Consider the following 21904-nt stretch of genomic DNA (forward strand, 5'->3'; position numbering starts at 1 on the left):
CCGGGAATGGCGAAACCGGCAACGGACAGGGCGATGAACCTAGCATAACGACCATAGAGTCGTACGACATGCAAACTCCGCTGTTCCTTACTGCCGGTGAAACTGTGAAGGTCGTTTTCCACGAGTTCTACCGTGACACAAACTATGTCCCCAACCTTAAACTTATCTTTATCGGAAGTCAGGGCCGGTTCCCGGCTATCGATGTTGACCTTGAAACTGCTACCGGACCGCTGCACCTGGATATTCCGAGCACGTGGTGGTACTCGGTGGATGTGCCGGACCAGCCGAATGGCGAAAACGGTTGTTTCGAGATCTATTTCAGAGCGGAAGAAGACACCGTAGTGGTAGTATCCATCGCGCAGTAGCGTCTGGCACGGGAAAACTATGCCTCTCGATAAACAGCGCAAGATTTTCCACGAATCGTGGTACCGCCTTGCGGGGAGCCGTATAGCTCTCCGTTCGAGCGTCCGTATTCACCGCCAGATATATCGGGGCGTGTTGTGGTATGTGCTCTACGAGCCGTTCACCAACCAGTATTTTCGTCTGCCGCAGGGGGCCTATTCCTTTGTTTCTCGACTTTCCGTGAGTAGGACCGTGGGCGAGATTTGGAACAGCATGCTGGAAAGCGGCGAGGGCGACATCCCCGGCCAGGGCGAAGTCATCGAGATGCTTGCGCAGCTTTACCAGGCGAACATGCTGCTTTATGACGGCGTGGAAGATGGCACAAAACTTTTCGACCGCGACAAGAAAAAGACCCGCAAGAAGGTCAAGTCCACCTTGCTGAACATCTTTTTCCTGCGAATACCGGTATTCGACCCCGACCCGCTCCTGAACCGTTTGCGGTGGCTGATCCGCATCCTGCTCAGTACGCCGATGATGCTGGTGTGGCTTGCGACGGTCATTGTCGCCGTCAAGTACGGTGTCGAGAACTTCGACGCACTCAAGGACCAGAGCGCAGGTTTCCTTGCTCCGTCGAACATTGGCTGGGTGTACGTGTGCACCGTGTTCGTGAAGCTGTTCCACGAGTTCGGGCATGCGAGCGTCGTCAAGAAATATGGCGGCGAGGTCCACACACTGGGCGTGATGTTCATGCTCCTTGCGCCGCTGCCGTATGTGGATGCCACGGCGAGCTGGTCTTTCCGCAAGAAGCGGCACCGTGCCTTTGTGGGGGCCGCGGGAATGCTCTTCGAGTTCTTTATAGCCTCGGTGGCGCTCATACTCTGGGCGAACCTGGGCGGCGGCACGGCCCGTGCGCTCTGCTACAACGTGTTCATTATCTGCTCGGTCTCTACGGTGCTGTTCAATGTGAACCCGCTCATGCGCTTTGACGGCTACTACATATTGACCGACCTGCTGGACATGCCGAACCTGCAACAGCATTCCGTACGGCACCTGCAGTACCTTCTGGAACGATATGCCTTCCGTAAGCGCGACGCCGAACCGGTCGCCTTCAGGGCGGGCGAGAAGCTGATATACACGGTTTACGGGATATCCAGCGCTGTCTACAGGTTTTTCCTCTTTGCGGGGTTCATCGTCGCCATATCGGCGCATTACCTGATACTTTCGTTTGTCATGGGTGTGCTGCTTTGCCTTACCATGGTGGTTATTCCGGTAGGCAAGTTTTTCAGGTATGTTTTCTGGGGGCCGGGGCTTTCGCAAGTCCGCAACCGTGCGGCAGTCTTGACGGTAGCTTTTTTTGCCCTGCTGTTTGCGGCGCTGTTCTACTTGCCCGTTCCCGATACGTTTACGGCCCCGGGCGTACTGGAAGCCCGCCATTACGAGAACACCATAGCGAACGAGGGCGGCTTTGCCACCAGGCTATACCGCGAAAGCTACAGTGCGGTAAGGAAGGGCGACACGCTCGTGCTCCTGGAGAATCTGGAAATCAAGTATGCCGCCGAGGCCAAGCGCTCCGAAATACAGGAAGCGCGGCAGATGTATTACCGTGCACTGAACGAGGCCCCCGAGGACATGCACCCGCTCGAAAAGCGACTTTCGGTATTGAAGCAGGAACTCGAGGAACTCGAAAGGAGCGAGAAGGAACTTGCCCTGGTTGCCGGGATGGACGGAATCTGGAGTGCGCCCGGCATCGAGGACTATCAGGGGCGCTGGGTAGGCAAGGGCGATTCGCTGGGCATCTTGCTGGATACGACCGCGTTCGATTTTTTGGCAGTGGTAAACCAGGAAGATGGCGCAAGGTTGTTTACGGACAAGCCCGTTCGCGCGTCGGTGCGCTTGCACGGCGATGTATTTAAGGAATTGAAGGTTGTCTCTGCCATGGCTATCCCCAGTGCGCAAGACCGCTTGCCCTCGAATGCGCTGGGTTGGCTCGGGGGTGGGGAAGTCGAGACGAAGAGCGACGGGTATTCGGAACAGACGGCGGAACCCGTTTACCTTGTAAGGGCCGAGATGCCCGATTCGATGGACGTTCGCCGCTTGCACGGAAGGACGGGCAAGATTCGTATTCAGCTTGGCTATGCTCCCTTGGCCGTCCAGGGGATACGCAAGGTACGGCAGGCGTTGCAAAAGTATTATAAGATGTGATGGACTTGACTGGCGACTACAGGCTTACTTCGTTGAAACGCGTGGAGAAGATTCCCGTGGGTATCGACGCCTTTGTTTTCAGGCTGGTCGGCCGTTTCAAGAGTCGTCGTTCCGTTATCAGGCGTATTCTGCGGACCGCACGGAAAATAGACAGCCTTGGCCGCAGTCTTTCGGAAAAGTCTGACGCCGAGCTGAAAGGGCGGATAGAAGGGCTTGCCGCCCTGCTCAAGCGTCCTGTCAATGACTCGACCCTTTGCGAGGCATTCGCGTTGATGCAGGAGGCCGCTTTCCGGACGATGGGGTATAGGCCCTATGTGGAGCAGATTGCGGGAGCCCTTTGCCTTTATCGTGGCTATATCGCCGAGATGTCCACCGGCGAGGGCAAGACGATTACCGCCGCCATGTGTGCAGCGGTGCGCGGCTTGTCGGGTATGCCGTGCCATGTGATAACCGCCAATGATTACCTGGCAAGCCGCGACGCGCAGATAATGAAGCCGCTGTTTGACTATTGTGGCCTTACTGTGGGAGCCGTGACCGGTGCGATGAAGCCGGAAGAACGGAGGGCGGGCTATGCCGCCGCGATTACCTACTCTACGGCGAAGGAAGTGCTGGCCGACTTCTTGCGGGACCGTATCGCTATGGGGAAGATGCAGAACTTTTCGAAGCGGCTCCTGGACCGCTTCAGCCTGCAGGGCGGGGAGTTCGGCAGGGGTGTGGTGCAGCGGGGGCTATGCACCGCCATTGTCGATGAGGCTGATAACGTGTTGATTGACGAGGCCGTGACCCCGTTGATTATTTCTAGGGAAAACAAGAACGAGGGCTTTAACGAAAGCTGCAGGCAGGCCTATGAGCTTTCGGGTAAGTTGCAGGAAGGAATCGACTTCCTTGTCGATGGCAAGCTGCGCACAATCCATTTCTTGACGGACATGGACGAATGGCTCGAAGGCCCCGCGTCGAGCGGCTTTTCAAAGGCTGCATTCCTGAAGGACCTGATTCGGCAGGCGCTGACGGCGCGGTACCTTTTTGTAGCCGGTCGCCAGTATGTCGTGGAAGAGGGCAAGATTGTAATTGTAGATGAATCTACGGGCCGCAAGATGCCCATGCGTTCGTGGAACGGCGGGCTTCACCAGATGATAGAACTGAAGGAAGGGCTGGAACTTTCGGGGCTCAAGGAAACTGAGGCCCGAATGAGTTTCCAGCGATTCTTTAGGCTGTACAAGAATTTCTCGGGTATGACGGGGACCGGTAAGGAGGCCCTCGGTGAATTCTGGACTATTTACGGGTCCCCGGTCCTCTGCGTCCCGAACCATCGCCGCTGTCTTCGCAAGATCTCTATGCTCAGGATTTTCTCTACAAAGGAAAGCAAGCGTGTCGCCATAGTCCGCGAAGTGATGAATGTCCATGCGACGGGCCGCCCCGTGCTTATTGGGACGAAGGATATTGACGAAAGCGAAACGCTGGCCGAAATGGTGACGGCTCTCGGGCTTGAATGCCGCGTTATAAACGCCGTGCGTAGCGACGACGAGGCCGCGATTGTCGAGCGTGCCGGACGCCTGGGCGCGATAACTGTCGCTACAAACATGGCCGGGCGCGGCACGGATATCAAGATACCGGACAAGGTAAAGAAACTTGGCGGACTGCACGTGATTGCCACGGAATGTAACCCGTCGTCCAGAATCGACCGGCAGTTGTTCGGGCGCGCCGCAAGGCAGGGCGACCCCGGCAGCGCAAGCCACTACGCAAGTTTCGAGGATGATGTGCTGCGCCGGAACCTGCCGGGACCGCTGTGGACCCTTATGCGGCATCTCGGACGGCTCTCTGCGCTCGCCGTGAGGTGGGCGCAGTATTCGGCGGGCAGAAAAGCGATGAAAAGTCGCCTTTCGGTGCAGCGGACAGACACCTGGCTGGAAGATTCTCTCGGCTTCAGTGGGAACGGCGTGTAGGACTGTGTAGAATCTACACATCGCCGTGACACAACTTTTACAAAAAATAATGCAACCCAGACAAAGTTTTTAGTTAGTTTGTACTCAATTACACTTTGTCCTTAATTTTTGTTTTTTCGTCGGAAACGGGCATTTTGGGTGATACGCTTTTGAAATTTTGGCGGTATCTTTGAAGACAAGGGAACGCAAGAGTTCCTGAGACAAAAACCGACAACCTTCAAGAACGAGGATAGAATCATGATGAAGATTCACGCTCTCAACTACAGAACACTCCGCAACGAAGAATTCCTGGGACTCCACAAGTACTTCGTTGAGCAGACTGCAAGCATCACCAGCGAAGAGATTCGCAAGTCCATCGAAGCCTACCGCACCTCTGTAACCGAATACGCTAACCTCATTGAAGTGTCTGTCGACGAATCTGCCGCAAGGGCTGTCAGCCGCCTTGATTCCGAACGCAATGCCGCCTACTCCTCTTGCAGGAACTTTGCGAAGAGCCTCAAGTCGCTTGCCGACAGCGGCGTGGTTGCCACGGGAGAACGTCTCCGCAAGATCTTTGCCGAGAACGCCGACCCCACGAGGCTGAATCAGGACCAGTCCACGGGTACTTTCACGAACCTCATCAATACCCTCAAGGAAATTGGTGATGACAAGTTGAGCGCCTGCGGATTCAAGCCCTGGCTCGAAAACCTCGAAAGCAAGCACAACGAATACCTGACGGCGGTGCAGAACCGCAACAAGGAAATCGCTTCGAAGGTGGCCGACGCCAACAAGGTGTATCGCGAACGCTGCCTCGAAGGATTCGGAATCGTGACGACGCTTGCTATCGGCAAGGCCACCCTCGACAAGGACGAAGGCTGCATCCAGTTCATCAACGCCGTGAACAGCCACATCGACCAGAAGAAGGTGCACCTGAAACTTCGCAAGGGAAAAGGGAAGAATACGACCGAGTCTCCCGAGACGACCGTGGTAGATTTCCCCACCGAAACGAAGGAAGAGGAAAATGCCGCATAGTAACAAGATACATTACATAAATAACGATGCTCCAGCCTGAATGAAATCAGGCTGGAGTTTTTTTGTTTTACAGGGCGTGGCCGAGTAGGCCGTGCCCTGTGTTGCGAGGGGGAGCGGGGGGAACCCCCGCAGCGTTAGGGATAGTGACCCCTTGGGGACAAGACCCGCGCAGCGGGGCTTGGTTCTGGGAGGTGAGCGGCAAGCGTAAGCGAAGCCGATTGCCCCCAGAATATAGCCCGACCCACACGACAGTGTGGGGAACGCCCAAATAAAGAAGACGTATTACCTGGACATCACCAACTACGGCTGGTTGCCTGAACCGCTGAAGAACGCGATGCTCTGGATCCGCACTAGCGCCCCGACTGACCCGGCGAAGTTCGAAGCCTACAAGGCCTTCGCCCAGTCGATCACTGTCTTGCCCGAAAGCTTCGTGCCGAAGGCGGCGGGTGCCTCCCAGATGCAGCATATCCAGCTGTTCTGCTTCTGCATCGCCGTGGTCCACCTGAGTATCGCTCACGTGTGGAACGTCTGCGTGCGCATCAAGCGCAAGGACTCCACGTTCATGGCGCAGGTGGGCTGGCTTATCGGCTGCTGGGTGATGTTCTTCCTGGCCTGCCAGATGGTGCTCGGTATCGACATGCCGAAGTTCGTCATCCCGATGTTCATCGTGGAAGCCGTTCTTTTGGTGCTCTTTACCGTGCCGCCCAAGAGGCTCAAGCAGGACTTCATCAGCATCCCGATGCTCGTGCTCGACGTGGTGAACAGCTTTACCGACGTGATCAGTTACATCCGTCTGTTTGCCGTGGGCATGTCCGGTGCGGCCATCGCCGAAGCGTTCAACGACATGCTTTCGCCGCTGTTCGGCTCCGCTGTCGGTATCGCCGGGGCTGCCTTCCTGCTGCTGTTTGTGCATGGCCTGAACATCGCGCTTGCGGTCATGGGCGTTGCCGTCCACGCGGTGCGTCTGAATACACTCGAATTTTCAAATGGACTTGGCCAGGAATGGAGCGGATTCGCGTTCGCGCTCTTCGCCAAGCAGAAAAATTAAACCAAGGGATGATTCCCGCTACTTAATGAGGAAAAAACAATGGAACCGAATACAATGGTTACTCTCGCTACCGTGAGCCAGAAAGCGACTCAGCGTAAGCGAGTCGTGCTGGCGAGAGAACAACCAAAGGTTGTTCGGTCATTATAGGGGTGCTGCTGCCGCTCTCGGCATTTCGGCAATGGGCTCCGCCCTTGGTTGCGGAACGGCTGGTATGTCCGCCATCACCATGTGGAAGAAGGCTTATGCCCAGGGCAAGTCCGCCCTCTTCACACTCCTGGTGTTCGTGGGTGCCCCGATTTCCCAGACGATTTATGGCATGTTGCTCATGAACTTCATCCTGAGCAAGGCTGCTGAATCCGGCTTTACCAACTGGGGCGGCTGCCTCGGTGCCGGCATCTTCGGCGGTCTTGGCATGATGGCTTCTGCCTGGTACCAGGGCAAGTCCGCGGCTGTGGCTTGCGATGCCCTCGGTGAAACCGGCAAGGGCATGGTGAACTACCTGATGGTGCTCGGTATCGTGGAAACCGTGGCCCTGTTCGTTCTCGTGTTCTCCATGATGGTGCTTTAATCCAGCGAGGTAACACGTATGGATCAAGCTCAACTTTTAACGCTCGCGAAACTCGGCGCGGTGGCGGCCTTGGGCCTTGCCGCGGTGGGTTCTGCGCTGGGCTGCGGGACTGCCGGCATGGCGGCCATCGGGGCCTGGAAGAAGGCGTATCTCAAGGGTAAGAACGCGCTGTTTACGCTGCTCATCTTTGTGGGCGCACCCATTGCGCAGACAATCTACGGAATGCTCCTGATGATGTACATCCTGAACAAGTCCCAGGCGGCTCCGGCCAACTGGGCTGCATACCTGGGTGTCGGCATCTTCGGTGGCATCGGCATGATGGCCTCTGCCTGGTACGTAGGCAAGTCCGCTGCGGACGCCTGCAACGCCCTCGGCGAAACCGGCAAGGGCCTCGTGAACTACCTGATGGTGCTCGGCGTCGGTGAAACCGTCGCGCTGTTCGTCATGGTGTTCTCCATGATGCTCGTGTCGTAGGAATGGTGGCGGGGTAGTACCCCGCGTATGGTGTCATCCCCGCTATACGATACTTGGCAACTAGAATTGCGATGCAATTCGTTGCCATAGTAGAGTTATCCTCTTTGGGGAGAAGGCGGGGATCTCCTAAGAAAAGACGAGTGATGTCCAATCACCCGTCTTTTTTTGTACTTACCGAATTTTCCTATGATGTTGAAAACAACTTGAAAACAATGATCGTCCATGTTTCTGCACAAGGTGTTGAAACGACGATTGTCACAGAAATCTTAAAATTACGACATTCGAGAGACTTTCCTGACAAGTTGTTTGAATTTTAGTTTAATGTGAACCAAAAACACCCCGCCACTTTTTGAGTGACGGGGTGTTTTGTTTGTAAAGGGGAGTTCTTAATCAATCTTGGAGACAAGAATTTGAATTTTTTTCTATGATTAGAGGCGTATGAAGGCTAAAATTTTTCAAATTGTTGGGGCCTTGGCCGTAGTTCTTTTCCCTTTGGGACTCGCATTGCTTGGTATTGCGTCTAATGGCATATCGAAAGGGTATGTCTTTCAGGATAAATATGAAAAATTGTGGATTCCCTATAATCTGCATGTCGAAATGCAAGAAAACAGGTTGTCCCGTTTTGCCTTGATTAAGGATGTTGGCGGCAGGGTAATCCTTTATTACAAGAATGACTATCTAACCCCGCATTCGCATCTTTTTTCGGAGAAGGAATCCTTGTCGTCTGATTACAAGTTGGTAGGGAAGTTAGATACGCTAGATAAACGTGGAGTAAAGAAAATAAAGGTCTTGGCCGCAAGAAACTACTCAAGGGATTTTGGACGTGCTACGACTCGGTTTGCTGAATTCCATTACTATCCGGATTCCATTGACGAAGAAATTTGCAACAAGATAATTTTCTCGATAAAGAATGCCCCATAAACAAATAGTGTGATTTGAAAAACAAAACACCCCGTCACTCATCGTGACGGGGCGTTTTCACATTCGTCATTCTGACACCGAAGGTGGTATAGAATTGTTGCCAATTCATTGGCTTACAATTCTTAAGCTCTATGAGCTAAGAAACCAGGACTGGATCCTTCACCCCTGCGGGGGTTCAGGATGACTCCCAAAAAAAGGAAAGACGAAATCTTGTCTTGCGACAATCTTTCGTCTTTCGTCTATAGCCGCGACGCGGCGTTCTTTCGCCTAACCTTACAGGCTAATCAGACCTTCGGTATCCTTGGACATAGCGTCATAGAATGCGTAGCGGGCGTCGACTTCCTTCTGGAGGTCGTCGGCGAGCTTCTTGGCCACTTCCGGATTGCTACGGGTGAGCTGCTTGTAGCGGTTTTCGGTGTAGATGTATTCTGCGACCGGGATCGTCGGCTTCTTGGAGTCGAGGATAAGCGGGGCCTTTCCTTCGGCGGCGAGAGCCGGGTTGTAACGGAGCAGAGTCCAGTAACCGGAATCCACAGCCATCTTCTGGTGTTGAAGCTGGCTGTTGAGATCGAAACCGTGGTTGATGCAGGGGCAGTAGCAGATGATCAGAGACGGACCATTGTGAGCTTCTGCTTCCTGAAGGACCTTCAGGGCCTGAGCGTCGTTTGCACCGAGGGCGATACGGCCGACGTAAACGTTCTTGTAGCTCATGGCGATAAGGCCCAGGTCCTTCTTGCCGGCGCGCTTACCAGCGGCAGCGAAGAGGGCGACTGCGCCACGGTTCGTGGCCTTGGAAGCCTGTCCACCGGTGTTGGAGTACACTTCGGTATCGAGGACGCAGATGTTCACGTTTTCACCCGTGGCCCTATGATGACCGTTCGGCTTACGCCTCACTCTCGCCTCCGACGACTCGTTATGACGAGTCGCCTACGGCTCACAGCGTGGTCGAGACCACCGTAACCGATATCTCTTGGGCGTTCCCGCACATATATGTGCGGTCGGGCTATATTTTAGGGGCGGCCGCCATCGCTTCGCTTGCCACCCGCCGCCTAAAACCAAGCCCCGCTACGCGGGTCTTGTCCCCAAGGGGTCACTATCCCTAACGCGAATGCTTGTTAGTGCTTTTTTGTTCATTTGCCTATTGACTTTCAAATGAATTATTTGTATATTATAACAGAACTGGTCGAGAGACCCTGGTTCAACCTAACTCGGCGGGCAAACTGTTCGCCATTTTTTATAGACCGAAAATTTCCAGCCTAGTTGAGGGTTCTCAGTCTATACAAAGAAACCGACCCAATCGGATTGGTTAATCAGAGACTAATAGTCACAATTTCATTTTATTCGAAATCTTTTACACACCGAACGGAATTTCCTGCTTCCATTATATCATCGTAGCCAAATAAAGCACGATCTGTCGTTAACACCCATGAATAGGCTTTACCATACGCTGTATTATAATCGCACTCGTTAGCACTCCAGAAATGAGTCTCAGACCCTTGTTCTTCTAGACGGTTGCTATAGAATTGGAACCCAACAGGAATAACCGAAAAACCTGTAGCATCCGTTGATTTAGTCCACTTACCAAGAGCCTTCGCTTGTATAGAATAAACCGAGGAATTTACCGCAGCAAAGAAAGTCTTCCATTCGGTCGTATCAGGTATGTGCCATCCTTCGGGGCATATTCCGCGGACAGGATTTTTTTTCTTATCATCAGCTACTGCATCATGCCATGAATAATGGCGACCAAACGTTTTACAATCATTTGGATAATAACACCAATTTCTTTTTAACAAACTGTCTACATAGTTTAAATTTTCAGCCATCCAAATCTGATCACCTATTTTTACGGCTCGATATATTTGACCATCTCTAAAATCCTTAAAGTACATATAATCAGGATTTACCTCACCTTTAACCAAAACATTTACGTCAAATTGCAAATTTTTCGTGTTGACTTCCTTCGTGTCTTCCCATTTTTCATTTAGGCAAGTGAACCAAACATACTCATTTTTTTCAGACTCCTTGGTACATAGTCCTGCAACGAATTCTGGGTAAACAGATTCTCTAAATCTGCCTAATTTTTTATCACATACAAGTGTAGTAGCCTTACTTCCACTTCCGTATGTCTTGGCCCAACTAGATTCTGGATTTTCACAAATTTCCCGACTAATGGATTCGTATTTGTCTGGAAGCCGATACCGGCCTGTTTTTTTATCACAAACAATAATTGCATCCGACGAATCTTTGCTATTTAAAGTATAACCTGATTTTAGCATCCAGCTTGCATTAGGAGCATCACATTGTGCACCCAGTGGCTGGTATTTGGCAATAATGTGACTGCAAGAAAATAATTCAACACCAAGGATTTTTTTTATTTTTTTGTCTATAGATGGATACACTTTACAACTTCTTACCAAATAAGAAATTCCTAAATCACCTTGCAAAGAGTACTCTTTCTTTATTTCATCTATAATTTCTTTTTCATCTTCTTTTCCCACGTGTTTTGCAAGAAAAAGAAAGTCCTCCACCCATTTTTCATCCATCTGATACCACTGTTTTTTCAGCATTTCAGCTTTTGTATCTTCCATAACATTTTTCAACGGGAAAATTTTCTCCTTTCTTTTGATTTTCTTTTTTTCATCTCTCGTTGCAAGCCCTCTTTTACACTCATCTTCGGCTTTCTTTACAGCCTTTCTTAATTTGTCAATACAGACATCAATATTTTTCATTGTTCTGTCAAAGTAGCATGCGTCAAAAGGAAAACTATACCAACCCGTCGCATTCTTTTTCGCACCAATTATGACTTTCTGACTCTTTTCATATTCTTTAAGATTATTCAAACATTCTCCCTTAGGAATAGGTTTATGGACCATTGTGTCTCTTTCAATCATCCTATCATAACTAATCAATTTCTTTTTTTCAACTTGTCTAAAGATTTCCATACGTTTATCCAATTTTGATTCCCAAGCAAACCACTCACATTGCTCCATTGTTTCCGCATTCAAACATAAGCCCTTTTCTTCTTCAAACCATTTGCTGAACAATTCATAGGACGTGTCGTAAGATCTTTTTCGCCATTGTGTGCAAATTTCATTATCTATAGCTAGTTTCCCATTACACTTTGCTTCAGCATATTTAACATTAAATTCTGGTTCATAGAATACGTTTTCTCCATCCCCATTTACTATTGCGAGTGGGTTCTTTTGCAAGATTGAGGAATAAATGTTTTCTGCCTCTTTTACACTTAATGATGCCGGACAGTAAATATCTTTTACACCAACTTTTGCTACAAGATTTTTCGCCATCTTGTAATCGCCGTTGTCAATAGCGTTTTTTAGACCTGGGTGAATTTCACCAGCTACGGCAAACGATATCGCCAAAAGCATCATTAACAACGAAATCAAGCCTACATTCATTATTTTAGCCACAACAGCCTCCATCGGTTAAATTCCTTGGAGTTTCGCCTTGTTCAGCAAAGAACATCGCCAAAATTTGTATGGATACAAAAAAAGGCGTGAGTCGTTGCATTTACCACCTTGAGGCTCTAGACTAGCCTTTGTACGATAAACGCAAACGACCCACGCCCCAAACGGGCTGTTGTCAAAAATCAGCTTTCTAAGCCGACGCGACAAACCGAGATACACCGTAAAACGGCATACCTGCGTGAGCGTTCGCCTCGTCCTCGTACATTTTGAAACTGTCTAGATTTCAAGGTGAGAACAAGAGCTAAACTCTTTTTACTCTTTAAAAATAACATAAAAAACTTTAAATAGCTCCGTTACCACCGGAAATTTCTTCAAAAAAGAACTTTTTCTTCAAAAAAGAGCAATTTCTTAAATGTTTCAGTACCGCAATACCGATTGAACAGAGCCGTTGCTTGCATCTGCGACACGAAAAAAGTACATTTAGAGAAGAAAAGTCCTTGAAAGGAGTAGTTTATGTCCTTGGAACTTCTAGAACAAAAATTGCGAACGCTGCTTGAAGACAGTTTTGATGAAGTCGATGAATTCTTCGATTTCATTTTGTTCCGTTTTGAGAAAGAAAGTTCTCAAGACGATTTGAATGAAGAAACCAAGGCCGCCCTTCGCGAAGTGGAAGAGATGAAGGCTGCCCCGTCTAAGGGCAAATCCTATACGGATGTCGATACGATGATGCAGGAGCTGCTCGCGTAATACGGAACGCATTCGGACTTGTTCAAGAAGTAAAATCGCCAATAAATTAATAATAAAAAAGACGGGTGAAGAAAATCTTCACTCGTCTTTAATTTTGAAAGGAGATCCCCGGTCAAGCCGGGGATGACATCCTCAAAGGCCGTAAGGCCTCACTCATGCCTCAGAGCGAGCATCGCGAACGAGCTCATACCCCAAAGGCACGGAGTGCCGACCTCATACCTCTTACAGGCTGATCAACCCTTCGGTATCCTTGGACATGGCGTCGTAGAATGCGTAGCGTGCATCGACTTCCTTCTGGAGGTCGTCGGCGAGCTTCTTGGCCACTTCCGGATTGCTACGGGTGAGCTGCTTGTAGCGGTTTTCGGTGTAGATGTATTCTGCGACCGGAATCGTCGGCTTCTTGGAGTCGAGGATAAGCGGAGCCTTTCCTTCGGCGGCGAGAGCCGGGTTGTAACGGAGCAGAGTCCAGTAACCGGAATCCACGGCCATCTTCTGGTGCTGAAGCTGGCTGTTGAGATCGAAACCGTGGTTGATGCAGGGGCAGTAGCAGATGATCAGAGACGGACCATTGTGTGCTTCTGCTTCCTGGAGAACCTTCAGGGCCTGAGCGTCGTTTGCGCCGAGGGCGATACGGCCCACGTACACATTCTTGTAGCTCATGGCGATGAGGCCGAGGTCCTTCTTGCCAGCGCGCTTACCGGCGGCAGCGAAGAGGGCGACTGCGCCACGGTTCGTGGCCTTGGAAGCCTGTCCACCGGTGTTGGAGTACACTTCGGTATCGAGGACGCAGATGTTCACGTTTTCACCCGTGGCCATCACGTGGTCGAGACCACCGTAACCGATATCGTATGCCCAACCGTCACCACCGAAGATCCAGACGGACTTCTTCACGAGGTAGTCGGCGAATTCGTCGCGGAGGCTGACGGATGCTTCGTCGGTTGCACCGGCGAGGGCGGCCTTCAGGGCGGCGACGTTTTCACGCTGGGCCTTGATGCCGGCTTCGTCGTCCTGCTTCTGGGTCGTGAGCTTTTCCTTGAGTTCGGCAGGAACGTTCACGGCTTCGAGGAGGGAGAGAGCCTGCTTGGCATGCTTCGTGATAGCGAGGCGCATGCCGAGACCGAATTCGGCGTTGTCTTCGAAGAGGGAGTTCGCCCAAGCGGGACCGCGGCCTTCCTTGTTCTTTGCCCACGGAGTGGTCGGGAGGTTACCGCCGTAAATGGAGGAGCAACCCGTAGCGTTCGCGACAACCATGCGATCACCGAACAGCTGGCTGACGAGACGCACGTAAGCGGTTTCGCCGCAGCCTGCGCAGCTTCCGGAGAATTCGAACAGAGGTTCGAGGAGCATGGCCTGCTTGACGAGGCTCTTGTTGACCTTGGTGCGGTCGAATTCCGGGAGATCGACGAAGAAGTCCCAGCACTTGCCTTCCTGGACCTTGATGGGTTCCTGCGGCACCATGTTGATGGCCTTCTTGGTCTCGTCGGTCTTGTCCTTACCGATACAGGCCTGCGTACAAACGCCGCAACCCGTACAGTCGTAGCTGGACACGGAAATCGCGAATACCGGCTTTTCGGAACCTTCGAGCTTGAAGCCCTTGGCGGCCGTGTACTTGAAGCCTTCCGGAGCGTTCTTCACTGCGGATTCGTCAACGACCTTCACGCGGATGGCTGCATGCGGGCAGACCATGGCGCACTTGCCGCACTGCACGCAAGCGTCCGGATTCCAGGACGGGATGTTGAGGGCGAGGTCGCGCTTTTCGTACTTGGTGGTACCGGTCGGGAACACGCCGTCGCAAGGCATCTTGGAGACGGGGAGGAGCTCGCCGTTGCCCTTGATGATTTCTGCGGTGACTTCGTTCACGAACTTCGGAGCGTTGCCGTGGATCGGAGCGCGGAATTCCTTCGTGCTGGTGACAGTAGCAGGAACCTTGACTTCGAACAGGTTAGCAAGAGAGGCGTCGATAGCGTCCCAGTTCTTCTGGACCACTTCCTGACCCTTCTTGGCGTAAGTCTTTTCGGCATACTTCTTGATGTACTTGATGGCGGTTTCGGCATCGAGCACGTTACCGAGCTTAGAGAAGAAGCAGGTCTGCATCACGGTGTTGATGCGGCGGCCCATGCCGGTCTTTGCGGCAACGGCGTAGGCGTCGATCACGTACACCTTGAGGTGCTTCTTGATGATTTCTTCCTGCACCGGACGCGGGAAGGTATCCCACACGGTGTCGGCGGAGTGCGGGGTATTCACGAGGAAGGTAGCGCCATCCTTCGCGTACTTCAGCATGTTCACGGATTCCAGGTGCGGAGTGTGGTGGCATGCCACGAAGTCGGCTTCGTTTTCGCCAATCAGGTACGGGGCGTCGATGATGCTCTTACCAAAGCGGAGGTGAGAGGTGGTCATGGAGCCGGACTTCTTGGAGTCGTAAACGAAGTAGCCCTGGGCGTAGTTGTCGGTTTCGTTACCGATAATCTTGATGGAGTTCTTGTTGGCACCCACGGTACCGTCGGAACCCAGACCGAAGAACATGGCCTGGAAGAAGTCGCTTTCGAGCTTGAAGTTCGGGTCGATGGTGAGGCTCGTGTGGCAGACGTCGTCGTTGATACCGACGGTGAAGCGAGCCTTCGGGTCGGCCTTGGCAAGTTCGTCGTAGATGGCCTTGACCATAGCCGGGGTGAATTCCTTGGAAGAGAGACCGTAGCGGCCGCCGATCATCTTCGGCATGGCCATCTTGCCAGCCATCACGGCTTCGCTGATAGCGGTCAGGGCGTCCTGGAAGAGCGGTTCGCCAGCGGAACCCGGTTCCTTGCAGCGGTCGAGGACGGCAATCTTCTTGACGGTCTTCGGGAGGGCTGCAACCACAGCTTCCATCGGGAACGGGCGGTACAGGCGGATGTTCACGAGACCGACTTTTTCGCCCTTCCCGTTGAGGTACTTGACGGTGTCACCGATGGTGCAGGTCGAAGAACCCATGGAAATGATCACGCGGTCAGCGTCGGGTGCACCGACGTAGTCCACGATGTGGTACTGACGGCCAGTGTAGCTGGCGACCTTGTCCATGTACTTCTGGACAATTTCCGGAACCTTGGCGTAGAACGGGTTCACCGTTTCGCGGCCCTGGAAGTAAACGTCCGGGTTCTGTGCGGTACCGCGCATGGTCGGGCGGTCCGGGGTGAGGCAGCGTTCACGGCAAGCCTTCACGTACTTTTCGTCGATGACGTTACGGATAACGCCGTCTTCGAGAGCTTCGATCTTCATCACTTCGTGGGAGGTGCGGAAACCGTCGAAGAAGTGCATGAACGGCACGCGGCTTTCGAGAGTGGAAGCGTGGGCCACGAGAGCGAGGTCCTGGCATTCCTGCACGCAGCTGGAGGCGAGCATGGCAAAGCCGGTCTGGCGGCAGGCCATCACGTCGGAATGGTCACCGAAAATAGAAAGGCCCTGCATGGCAAGGGCACGGGCAGTCACATGGAAGACCGTGGGGGTCAGTTCGCCCGCAATCTTGTACATGTTCGGGATCATCAAGAGAAGACCCTGGGAAGCGGTGAAGGTCGTGGTCAAAGCACCGGCCTGGAGCGCTCCGTGAACGGTACCGGCAGCGCCACCTTCGGACTGCATTTCAAACACGCGGGGAACCTGTCCCCAAATATTCTTCTTGCCTGCAGCACTCCAGTTGTCGGCGTGCTCAGCCATAGGACTAGACGGTGTAATCGGGTAGATAGCCGCAACTTCGCTAACAGCAAACGCTACGCTAGCGGTGGCCTCGTTACCATCACACGCAATCATCTTTTTTGCCATGTGTGTCTCCAATTTTTAGGTTTTTTCGAAAAAATCTGATCATATACACCCCGGGCATGTGGTACCACACCCGTGGCGCAAAAATCCAATGGAAAAAATATAAAGATTGGGGGGTAAAAAGGAAATTTTTTTTGAAAAAATTCCTAAATCGGAGTGTATTTTCGCTTTTACGTGTATTTGGCTAGCCTATGATGACGACCTTTTGCCCGGGCCTTACGGCATCCTTGTGGACTTCGATGCTCGCGCTCCCGTATTCCAGGTCATAGGAGACTCCGACAGTCTCGCGCGGGAGCTTCAGGCCGTCGGTATCGTTCAGGATGCCCGTGATGTCATGGAACAGGATTCCCGGTTTCGGAAAGTCCGGAACGGAAATGATATAGTCCTCGACTTTTTTTCGCGGCTTCTTTTACTTCTTGCGCCATATGCCGATAAGACTCTTGTTCTTGCGGGTGGCAAGCCAGAACGTGGGCCAGATGAGGATGAGGTCGCGGATGAGGCTAGTCCAGGCTTCGGCCTTGTCCTGGGCGCCTTCGAGTTCGAAGCAGCCGCAGGTGATGCCGAGGTCGTTCCACAGAGCCCAAGCGAGCGCGATGATGAAGCTCACGAACATCCAGAAGATGGCGAACGCCGATTCGCGGACGAACGGGGATAAGATCATCGCGAGCCCGAACCAGAGCTCGAATTGTGGATAAACTAGCGCAAAGAAGTTGTTGACGAAATCGAGGTGAAGGGCGGAGAAGAACTGGTATTGCGCGACGAGGGTCGCGAACTGGTGCGGATCCTGGATCTTGAAAATGGATGCGAAGATGAACATCCCGCCGATGCCTATGCGGCAAAGCGTTTCGAGCATGCGGATGGCGAAATCCTTCTGGAGCCTGTAGGCGGGAATCAGGAGCAGGCCACATACGGCGCAGGCCCCGATTCCGAAGTGCATGTTGTAGCGGTAAGCCTTGGGCCAGATTTCGAGAAGCCATTCGTGGTCGGTGAAGGTGAGGAAGCTCTCGGGGAAACTGATTTCGGCGATGCCGAAAGCGATAAAGAATGTCGCGATGGCGAAGAGGACTGCGGATGCGATCGTACGTTTCATTACAGGACCTCCGCGGGCTTTTCCATCACGTCCTGGGAGCCAATCCAATCGACGGACTTGCCTTCGCCCACGCGGATGTTGTTCACGATGGCGAGGACGATGCAGAAGACGGCGATGCCGATGAGGACGACCCAGTTGAGTTTTTTCGCGTAGGCCTTGGCGGCACTGAAGGCAAGCGCAAACGGAATGCAGATTGCCGATACGCAGAGCATTAGGACGGAGGTGATGAATTCGAAAAACTTCATAGCGCTAATATACAAAAAAGGTGGATGTTAATTTCCGAAACTCCAGACAATGCCGTAGGCGAACCGCAACCCCTCGGGCGTATAGCCGGAAGCGGGCATGTAGATGCTGTGGTTGAAGTTCTCGATGCGGCTGTAGAGTTCAAACGAAAGGATCTGCATGCGGGCTTCGAAATCGAGCGCGAGGTATTTTTCCATCTTTTCGAGTTCCGGGAGGCCTTCCTCGTTGATGGTGCAGTCGTAATGCGTGCCGAACCACTGCCAGTCCACGCGGACGCTCACGCCGAGCCTGTCGCGGACGAACCGGTTTTGCCAGTGGATGGAACCCTTGTAGTAGAGCTCCTGGACGTCGAGAACGCGCTTGTCGCGGTCGAGGATTTGCCCTCGTTCCAGGTAAAATTTCCAGTTCCCGAGCCTGAAGCCGACTTTGAACAGCCAGTCCAGCGTGGAAGCTTCGTCGAGGTTGGTCCACTGGAATGCGCTATTGACGCTTTCCATGCCTTCGCCAAGCACCCAGCGCTGTTTCATCAGGTTCTCTGCGCTTTCGTGGCGTAGACCGATGCCATAGAATACTTCGCGGGAATACCATCCGAGGGTAGCGGCCTGCCGGTTCCTCTTCTCGAATTTCAGGTCCTCGTTCGGGAACGAGAATCGTCCTGTTTCGTGAAGCTTGAGTTCCTTCATGTCGGGAAACTTGTTGTCGTGCCGCAACATCGCGTTGAGCTTCAGGTGGAAGGGCAGGTTAAAGGTGGCGTCGGCGGAGTAGGCGGGTGCGAAATCGACGTGGTCCATGAGCGAACTGTTGCGCTGCATGCCCGCCTGCACACGGAAGAATGCAAAACGGAGCGTGTCGGAGATTTCCCCGTATCCGATTTCTCGGTCCTGGTAGTAGGTCTTGGAAATCTCGAGGTCATCGCGCTTTTCGTCGGTATTCACGAATTCGTACTGGAAGCGGATGGCCGGATTGAGGAATGTCGCGTAGCGGATGGCCGCGTCGCCGAGCACGGTGTTGTAGGTGTAGCCGTGCCGTGTGTCGTAGTAGAGGCTGTCTTCGCTTTCGTTTCCGAGCGTATCCCTGACGATCTTGGTTCCGAACGAAACCTGGGGGAGCGAATCTTCCTTGATTTCGTGCGACCCGTAATGGAAACTTGTTGAAAGGGTCAGTTTCTTGATGGGGGAGATCTCGATTCCTCCGCCGTAGGTGACGGCCCTCTCCTCGATGGTGTAGTAGGGCTTCTGGAAGGTGCGCTTGGTCAGGTCGAGCGAATCGAGCAGCACCTTGTAGCTTGTGTTGTCGGCGTTCTTGAGCGAGAGAAAATTCATCTTGAAGAACGCCTTGCCGAGCCCGAATTTCCATGTGAGGATGGGCTGGATATGCATCGTGTTGACGGCGATGTTGCGCCCGGTGAAGGGAATGCTCGAAGAGTCGCGTCCGAGAGCGAAATAGGGCGAACTCGTGACGTTCTGGTAGTCGTATTCCTTGGAATCCTTGTTCGAACGGCTTTGCAGGCCGAAGTCGAGCGTGATGGAATCGGTGACGAGCCTCCTGAAATCGAGATGCAGCGCGTTTCCGCCGAAGGCCCCGCGTTCCCAGGCGAGGTCGGTGACGGGGGTGTCGACGGGGGTGCCGTGGCGTTCTTCGAAGAGGATTCCGTTTTCGCCGTTGAGCGAGAGCCGCGACGGGTCGAACCCGAGTCGTGTGGTGTAGATTCCCGAGAGCATGGCCGGGTAGCGCTTGCTCGCGCTCGCCAATCCCAGTGCTGTCGGGTCCAGTTCCGGGGCGCCGAGGATGGAGGTCCCGAGCAACCATTCGGATTTCTGCCCCGAGACGTCGTAGAGCCGTTCCATGACTTCGGAATGGACGATGCCGAAGCGTCCGGCGTCGTTTTCGCGGACTTGCGCGTCGATGCGGTCGGGGACCGTTTTTATGGAATCCTGCCTTGAGGGGAGGGAATATTGCGTAGGCTGCAAGACCTGTGCGCTTGCAGTTGCGGCGAACAAGGCGAAAAAGAAGAATGCTATTGCGAGTGCGCGACAGGACTTCATTCTAGAACCATTCTGCGCGTGATTTTTCGCGGCATTCCTTGAGCGCCTGCACGACAGTGTAGGGCATTTTCATGCAGCCGGGAGGGTAGGCGCCGCCTTCGGTATGGAAGTCGGAACCGCCGGTGCCCACGAGGCCGTAGCGGACCGCCATTTCTTTGTACTTGCGGCCGACGGCGCCCTTTTGCGCGGGACTGTAGACCTCGATTCCCTTGATTCCCCATTCCACCATGTTCTCGATGAATTCGTCGGAGAGCCCGGACTTGTAGGGGTGGGCAAGCACGGCGATGCCTCCCGCGTTTTCGATGAGGCGGATGGTCTGCTGCGGGTTGAGCCCCTTCTTTTCGACGAAGGCGACACATCCGTCTCCGAGGTACTTGGTGAAGGCTTCGGCGAAGTTGCCGATGTATTCTTCGTCCACCATCGACATGGCGATATGCGGGCGCCCGATGACTTTTCCCTTGCAGTAGGAATGGACCTTTTCGTAGGTGATGTCGATGCCGAGCGCGTTCAACTTCTTGATAATCGCCTTTACGCGCGCAATGCGCTGCTTTGCGAAATCTTCGAGTTCCATGTTCAGGGCGAGGTTCGTCGGATCGCAGAAGTAGCCGAGGATGTGGATGTCCTTGCCTTGCCAAACGGCCGAAATCTCGATTCCCGGGATGATTTCGAGCCCGATGTCGTGGGCGGGCCCTTCGGCTATCTTGTAGGAATCCAGGTTGTCGTGGTCCGTGATGGAGATGCAGCGAAGCCCCTTGCGCTTGCACAGGGCCAGGAGCTCCTCGACAGAGAGGGTCCCGTCGGAAAGGCGCGTGTGCAGATGCAGGTCTGCGTATCCGCCTTTTTCGGTGATGATCGTTCCCCGAATCACTTGGTGACTCCGTAGTACCGTGCGATAAGCTCGGCCTCGCTGGATTGTTCCGGGTGGAGGCTCAGGTTGAGAAACGGGTATAGGGATTCGCAGTTGAACCCGATGCGGCATGCGGCCCCGCTTGTCTTTGCGAGGTAGAGCCTGGGAAGGAATTCCTGCCCGAGGTAAATGCAGACCGTGGGGGCAAATTCGTGAATTTTCTGGAAAATCTCGTCGAAAACGCGTTCGCCGTAGCGGCATTCCGTGTCGCTGTAGTAGATGGCGTGAGAACGTTTGGCCGATATGAGCGCATGGAGCGATTCATGGGCAACGAACAGAACGTTTTCGAACCATGCCTGCGGCATCTTGTGCAGGAATGCTGCCGAACTTTCCATATCGCGTGGCAGGAACACGAGCGTCTTGGGGTGATCCTTGAGCGCATCGGGAAAGTTGAACGCCTGAGAGTCGTCGCCCGCTTTTTTCAGAAACCACTTGAACAGCGAATCCCTGCTCGAGAACCGTTTGAAGAAAAAGCGAAACTGGTCTACAAAATATGGCGATGGCTTCAAGTTAACTCCAATTTTTCGTCAAAATATATAAATTTGTGCCCATGCCGAAACAGAAATTCTATGCAATCAAGCGCCCAGACGGGGGACAAATCGTCGATACGTGGGATGCGTGCGAAAAAATAGTCCGTGGAGAGAAGGGGCTCAAGTACAAGTCTTTCTCTTCGCGTCCCGAAGCACAGGCCTGGATAGATGGCGTCGAAGCGGAGGAACCCAGGGGCCTCAGAATCTATGTCGACGGCTCCTTTATGCCGGGCTGTGACAAGGCGGGCTGGGCTTTTGTTGTTGTAGAAGACGGGAACGAAATTGCCCGCGGCTCGGGGCATACGGCCTTTGCGGCCGAAAGCCGGAATATCGATGGCGAATGTATGGCGTCTTACCAGGCGATGCGCTGGCTGGACTTGAACGACAAGTATGCAACATTGTGCCATGACTACGAGGGAATCGCCCGATGGGCGAGGGGGGAGTGGAAGGCGAAAAGCAGTATCGCCCAGCAATACGTGAAAGCCGTGCAGCCCTTCCTTTTCCGCGTGAAGTTCGAGAAAGTGGCTGCGCATACGGGCGTCAAGTGGAACGAACTTGTAGATAAACTAGCGAAAGAAGCAGTCGAAAAGTTGAAAAAGCAGGGCTAGGGCCAGCGCAG

18 protein-coding genes and 1 pseudogene are annotated in these 21904 nt (G+C 53.2%); 10 read left to right on the forward strand and 9 right to left on the reverse strand.

Features of this window, described 5'->3' with window-relative positions; translation table 11 throughout:
• From B2952_RS04820 to B2952_RS04855, 8 genes are all read left to right on the forward strand, one after another.
• Positions 1 to 365 (forward strand): hypothetical protein (locus B2952_RS04820; RefSeq protein WP_290735813.1); only part of this gene is annotated, 365 nt, incomplete at its 5' end.
• A 19-nt stretch (positions 366 to 384) separates the two neighbouring features.
• On the forward strand, positions 385 to 2544 hold the full coding sequence (locus tag B2952_RS04825; RefSeq protein ID WP_290735815.1) for a hypothetical protein: 2160 nt from the start codon (positions 385 to 387) through the stop codon (positions 2542 to 2544).
• Positions 2544 to 4487, forward strand: a complete 1944-nt coding sequence (locus tag B2952_RS04830) for a hypothetical protein (protein ID WP_290735818.1) — start codon at positions 2544 to 2546, stop codon at positions 4485 to 4487. Before B2952_RS04825 ends, B2952_RS04830 begins: the two co-directional genes overlap by 1 nt.
• 237 nt (positions 4488 to 4724) lie before the next feature.
• A complete protein-coding gene (locus tag B2952_RS04835; protein ID WP_073323883.1) occupies positions 4725 to 5498 on the forward strand; it encodes a DUF6261 family protein in 774 nt (257 codons plus the stop codon).
• A gap of 253 nt (positions 5499 to 5751) precedes the next feature.
• Positions 5752 to 6546: a hypothetical protein gene (locus B2952_RS04840; protein WP_290735825.1), complete on the forward strand. Its 795-nt coding sequence runs from the start codon at positions 5752 to 5754 to the stop codon at positions 6544 to 6546.
• Between the two features lie 130 nt (positions 6547 to 6676).
• Entirely contained in the window at positions 6677 to 7114 is a 438-nt protein-coding gene (locus tag B2952_RS04845; RefSeq protein WP_073192205.1) for a V-type ATP synthase subunit K, read from the forward strand.
• A gap of 18 nt (positions 7115 to 7132) precedes the next feature.
• Complete coding sequence (locus B2952_RS04850) at positions 7133 to 7588, forward strand: V-type ATP synthase subunit K (RefSeq protein ID WP_072799628.1); 456 nt, start codon at positions 7133 to 7135, stop codon at positions 7586 to 7588.
• A 438-nt stretch (positions 7589 to 8026) separates the two neighbouring features.
• Positions 8027 to 8509 (forward strand): hypothetical protein, encoded by a 483-nt coding sequence (locus B2952_RS04855; RefSeq protein ID WP_290731865.1) that lies wholly within the window; start codon positions 8027 to 8029, stop codon positions 8507 to 8509.
• A gap of 273 nt (positions 8510 to 8782) precedes the next feature.
• Here B2952_RS04855 and B2952_RS04860 read toward each other — a convergent pair whose 3' ends face one another.
• Both B2952_RS04860 and B2952_RS04865 read right to left on the reverse strand, forming a co-directional pair.
• A complete protein-coding gene (locus B2952_RS04860; protein ID WP_290731862.1) occupies positions 8783 to 9403 on the reverse strand; it encodes a hypothetical protein in 621 nt (206 codons plus the stop codon).
• Between the two features lie 443 nt (positions 9404 to 9846).
• A complete protein-coding gene (locus B2952_RS04865) occupies positions 9847 to 11937 on the reverse strand; it encodes an FISUMP domain-containing protein (protein ID WP_290731860.1) in 2091 nt (696 codons plus the stop codon).
• 510 nt (positions 11938 to 12447) lie between these two features.
• On the opposite strand from B2952_RS04865, the gene B2952_RS04870 reads away from it, so the two are divergent.
• On the forward strand, positions 12448 to 12681 hold the full coding sequence (locus tag B2952_RS04870) for a hypothetical protein (RefSeq protein WP_290731857.1): 234 nt from the start codon (positions 12448 to 12450) through the stop codon (positions 12679 to 12681).
• Positions 12682 to 12903: 222 nt separating this feature from the next.
• Here the strand turns inward: B2952_RS04870 and nifJ are convergent, their stop codons facing one another.
• The 7 genes and pseudogenes from nifJ to B2952_RS04900 form a co-directional block, all read right to left on the reverse strand.
• Entirely contained in the window at positions 12904 to 16473 is a 3570-nt protein-coding gene (nifJ, locus tag B2952_RS04875; RefSeq protein ID WP_290781513.1) for a pyruvate:ferredoxin (flavodoxin) oxidoreductase, read from the reverse strand.
• 187 nt (positions 16474 to 16660) lie between these two features.
• Positions 16661 to 16849, reverse strand: a pseudogene (locus B2952_RS14160) (adenine phosphoribosyltransferase); the annotation flags it as partial.
• Positions 16850 to 16879: 30 nt separating this feature from the next.
• Positions 16880 to 17560, reverse strand: a complete 681-nt coding sequence (locus B2952_RS04880) for a MauE/DoxX family redox-associated membrane protein (protein WP_290731850.1) — start codon at positions 17558 to 17560, stop codon at positions 16880 to 16882.
• Positions 17560 to 17805, reverse strand: coding sequence for a hypothetical protein (locus tag B2952_RS04885; protein ID WP_173366259.1), 246 nt, complete (start codon positions 17803 to 17805; stop codon positions 17560 to 17562). Before B2952_RS04885 ends, B2952_RS04880 begins: the two co-directional genes overlap by 1 nt.
• A 27-nt stretch (positions 17806 to 17832) precedes the next feature.
• Positions 17833 to 19848, reverse strand: a complete 2016-nt coding sequence (locus B2952_RS04890) for a hypothetical protein (RefSeq protein ID WP_290735836.1) — start codon at positions 19846 to 19848, stop codon at positions 17833 to 17835.
• Position 19849: 1 nt separating this feature from the next.
• Positions 19850 to 20716, reverse strand: coding sequence for a PHP domain-containing protein (locus B2952_RS04895; RefSeq protein ID WP_173366261.1), 867 nt, complete (start codon positions 20714 to 20716; stop codon positions 19850 to 19852).
• Entirely contained in the window at positions 20713 to 21264 is a 552-nt protein-coding gene (locus B2952_RS04900) for a hypothetical protein (protein WP_173366262.1), read from the reverse strand. Before B2952_RS04900 ends, B2952_RS04895 begins: the two co-directional genes overlap by 4 nt.
• 41 nt (positions 21265 to 21305) lie before the next feature.
• Here B2952_RS04900 and B2952_RS04905 point away from each other — a divergent pair, with 41 nt between their 5' ends.
• The gene (locus B2952_RS04905; protein ID WP_290735839.1) at positions 21306 to 21893 is read left to right on the forward strand and encodes a ribonuclease H family protein; all 588 of its coding nucleotides are present in this window, start codon (positions 21306 to 21308) and stop codon (positions 21891 to 21893) included.
• Positions 21894 to 21904: the final 11 nt, after the last annotated feature.

The organism is Fibrobacter sp. UBA7003 (assembly GCA_002449765.1).
Taxonomy (GTDB): domain Bacteria; phylum Fibrobacterota; class Fibrobacteria; order Fibrobacterales; family Fibrobacteraceae; genus Fibrobacter.

Bases quoted from the DNA above. Each gene is read 5' to 3' on its own strand.
- B2952_RS04825 (WP_290735815.1), top strand. From the start codon at position 385: ATGCCTCTCGATAAACAGCGCAAGATTTTCCACGAATCGTGGTACCGC.
- B2952_RS04885 (WP_173366259.1), bottom strand. From the start codon at position 17,805: ATGAAGTTTTTCGAATTCATCACCTCCGTCCTAATGCTCTGCGTATCG.
- B2952_RS04870 (WP_290731857.1), top strand. From the start codon at position 12,448: ATGTCCTTGGAACTTCTAGAACAAAAATTGCGAACGCTGCTTGAAGAC.
- B2952_RS04855 (WP_290731865.1), top strand. From the start codon at position 8,027: ATGAAGGCTAAAATTTTTCAAATTGTTGGGGCCTTGGCCGTAGTTCTT.
- B2952_RS04880 (WP_290731850.1), bottom strand. From the start codon at position 17,560: ATGAAACGTACGATCGCATCCGCAGTCCTCTTCGCCATCGCGACATTC.
- B2952_RS04835 (WP_073323883.1), top strand. From the start codon at position 4,725: ATGATGAAGATTCACGCTCTCAACTACAGAACACTCCGCAACGAAGAA.
- B2952_RS04850 (WP_072799628.1), top strand. From the start codon at position 7,133: ATGGATCAAGCTCAACTTTTAACGCTCGCGAAACTCGGCGCGGTGGCG.
- B2952_RS04890 (WP_290735836.1), bottom strand. From the start codon at position 19,848: ATGAAGTCCTGTCGCGCACTCGCAATAGCATTCTTCTTTTTCGCCTTG.
- B2952_RS04830 (WP_290735818.1), top strand. From the start codon at position 2,544: ATGGACTTGACTGGCGACTACAGGCTTACTTCGTTGAAACGCGTGGAG.
- nifJ (WP_290781513.1), bottom strand. From the start codon at position 16,473: ATGGCAAAAAAGATGATTGCGTGTGATGGTAACGAGGCCACCGCTAGC.
- B2952_RS04905 (WP_290735839.1), top strand. From the start codon at position 21,306: ATGCCGAAACAGAAATTCTATGCAATCAAGCGCCCAGACGGGGGACAA.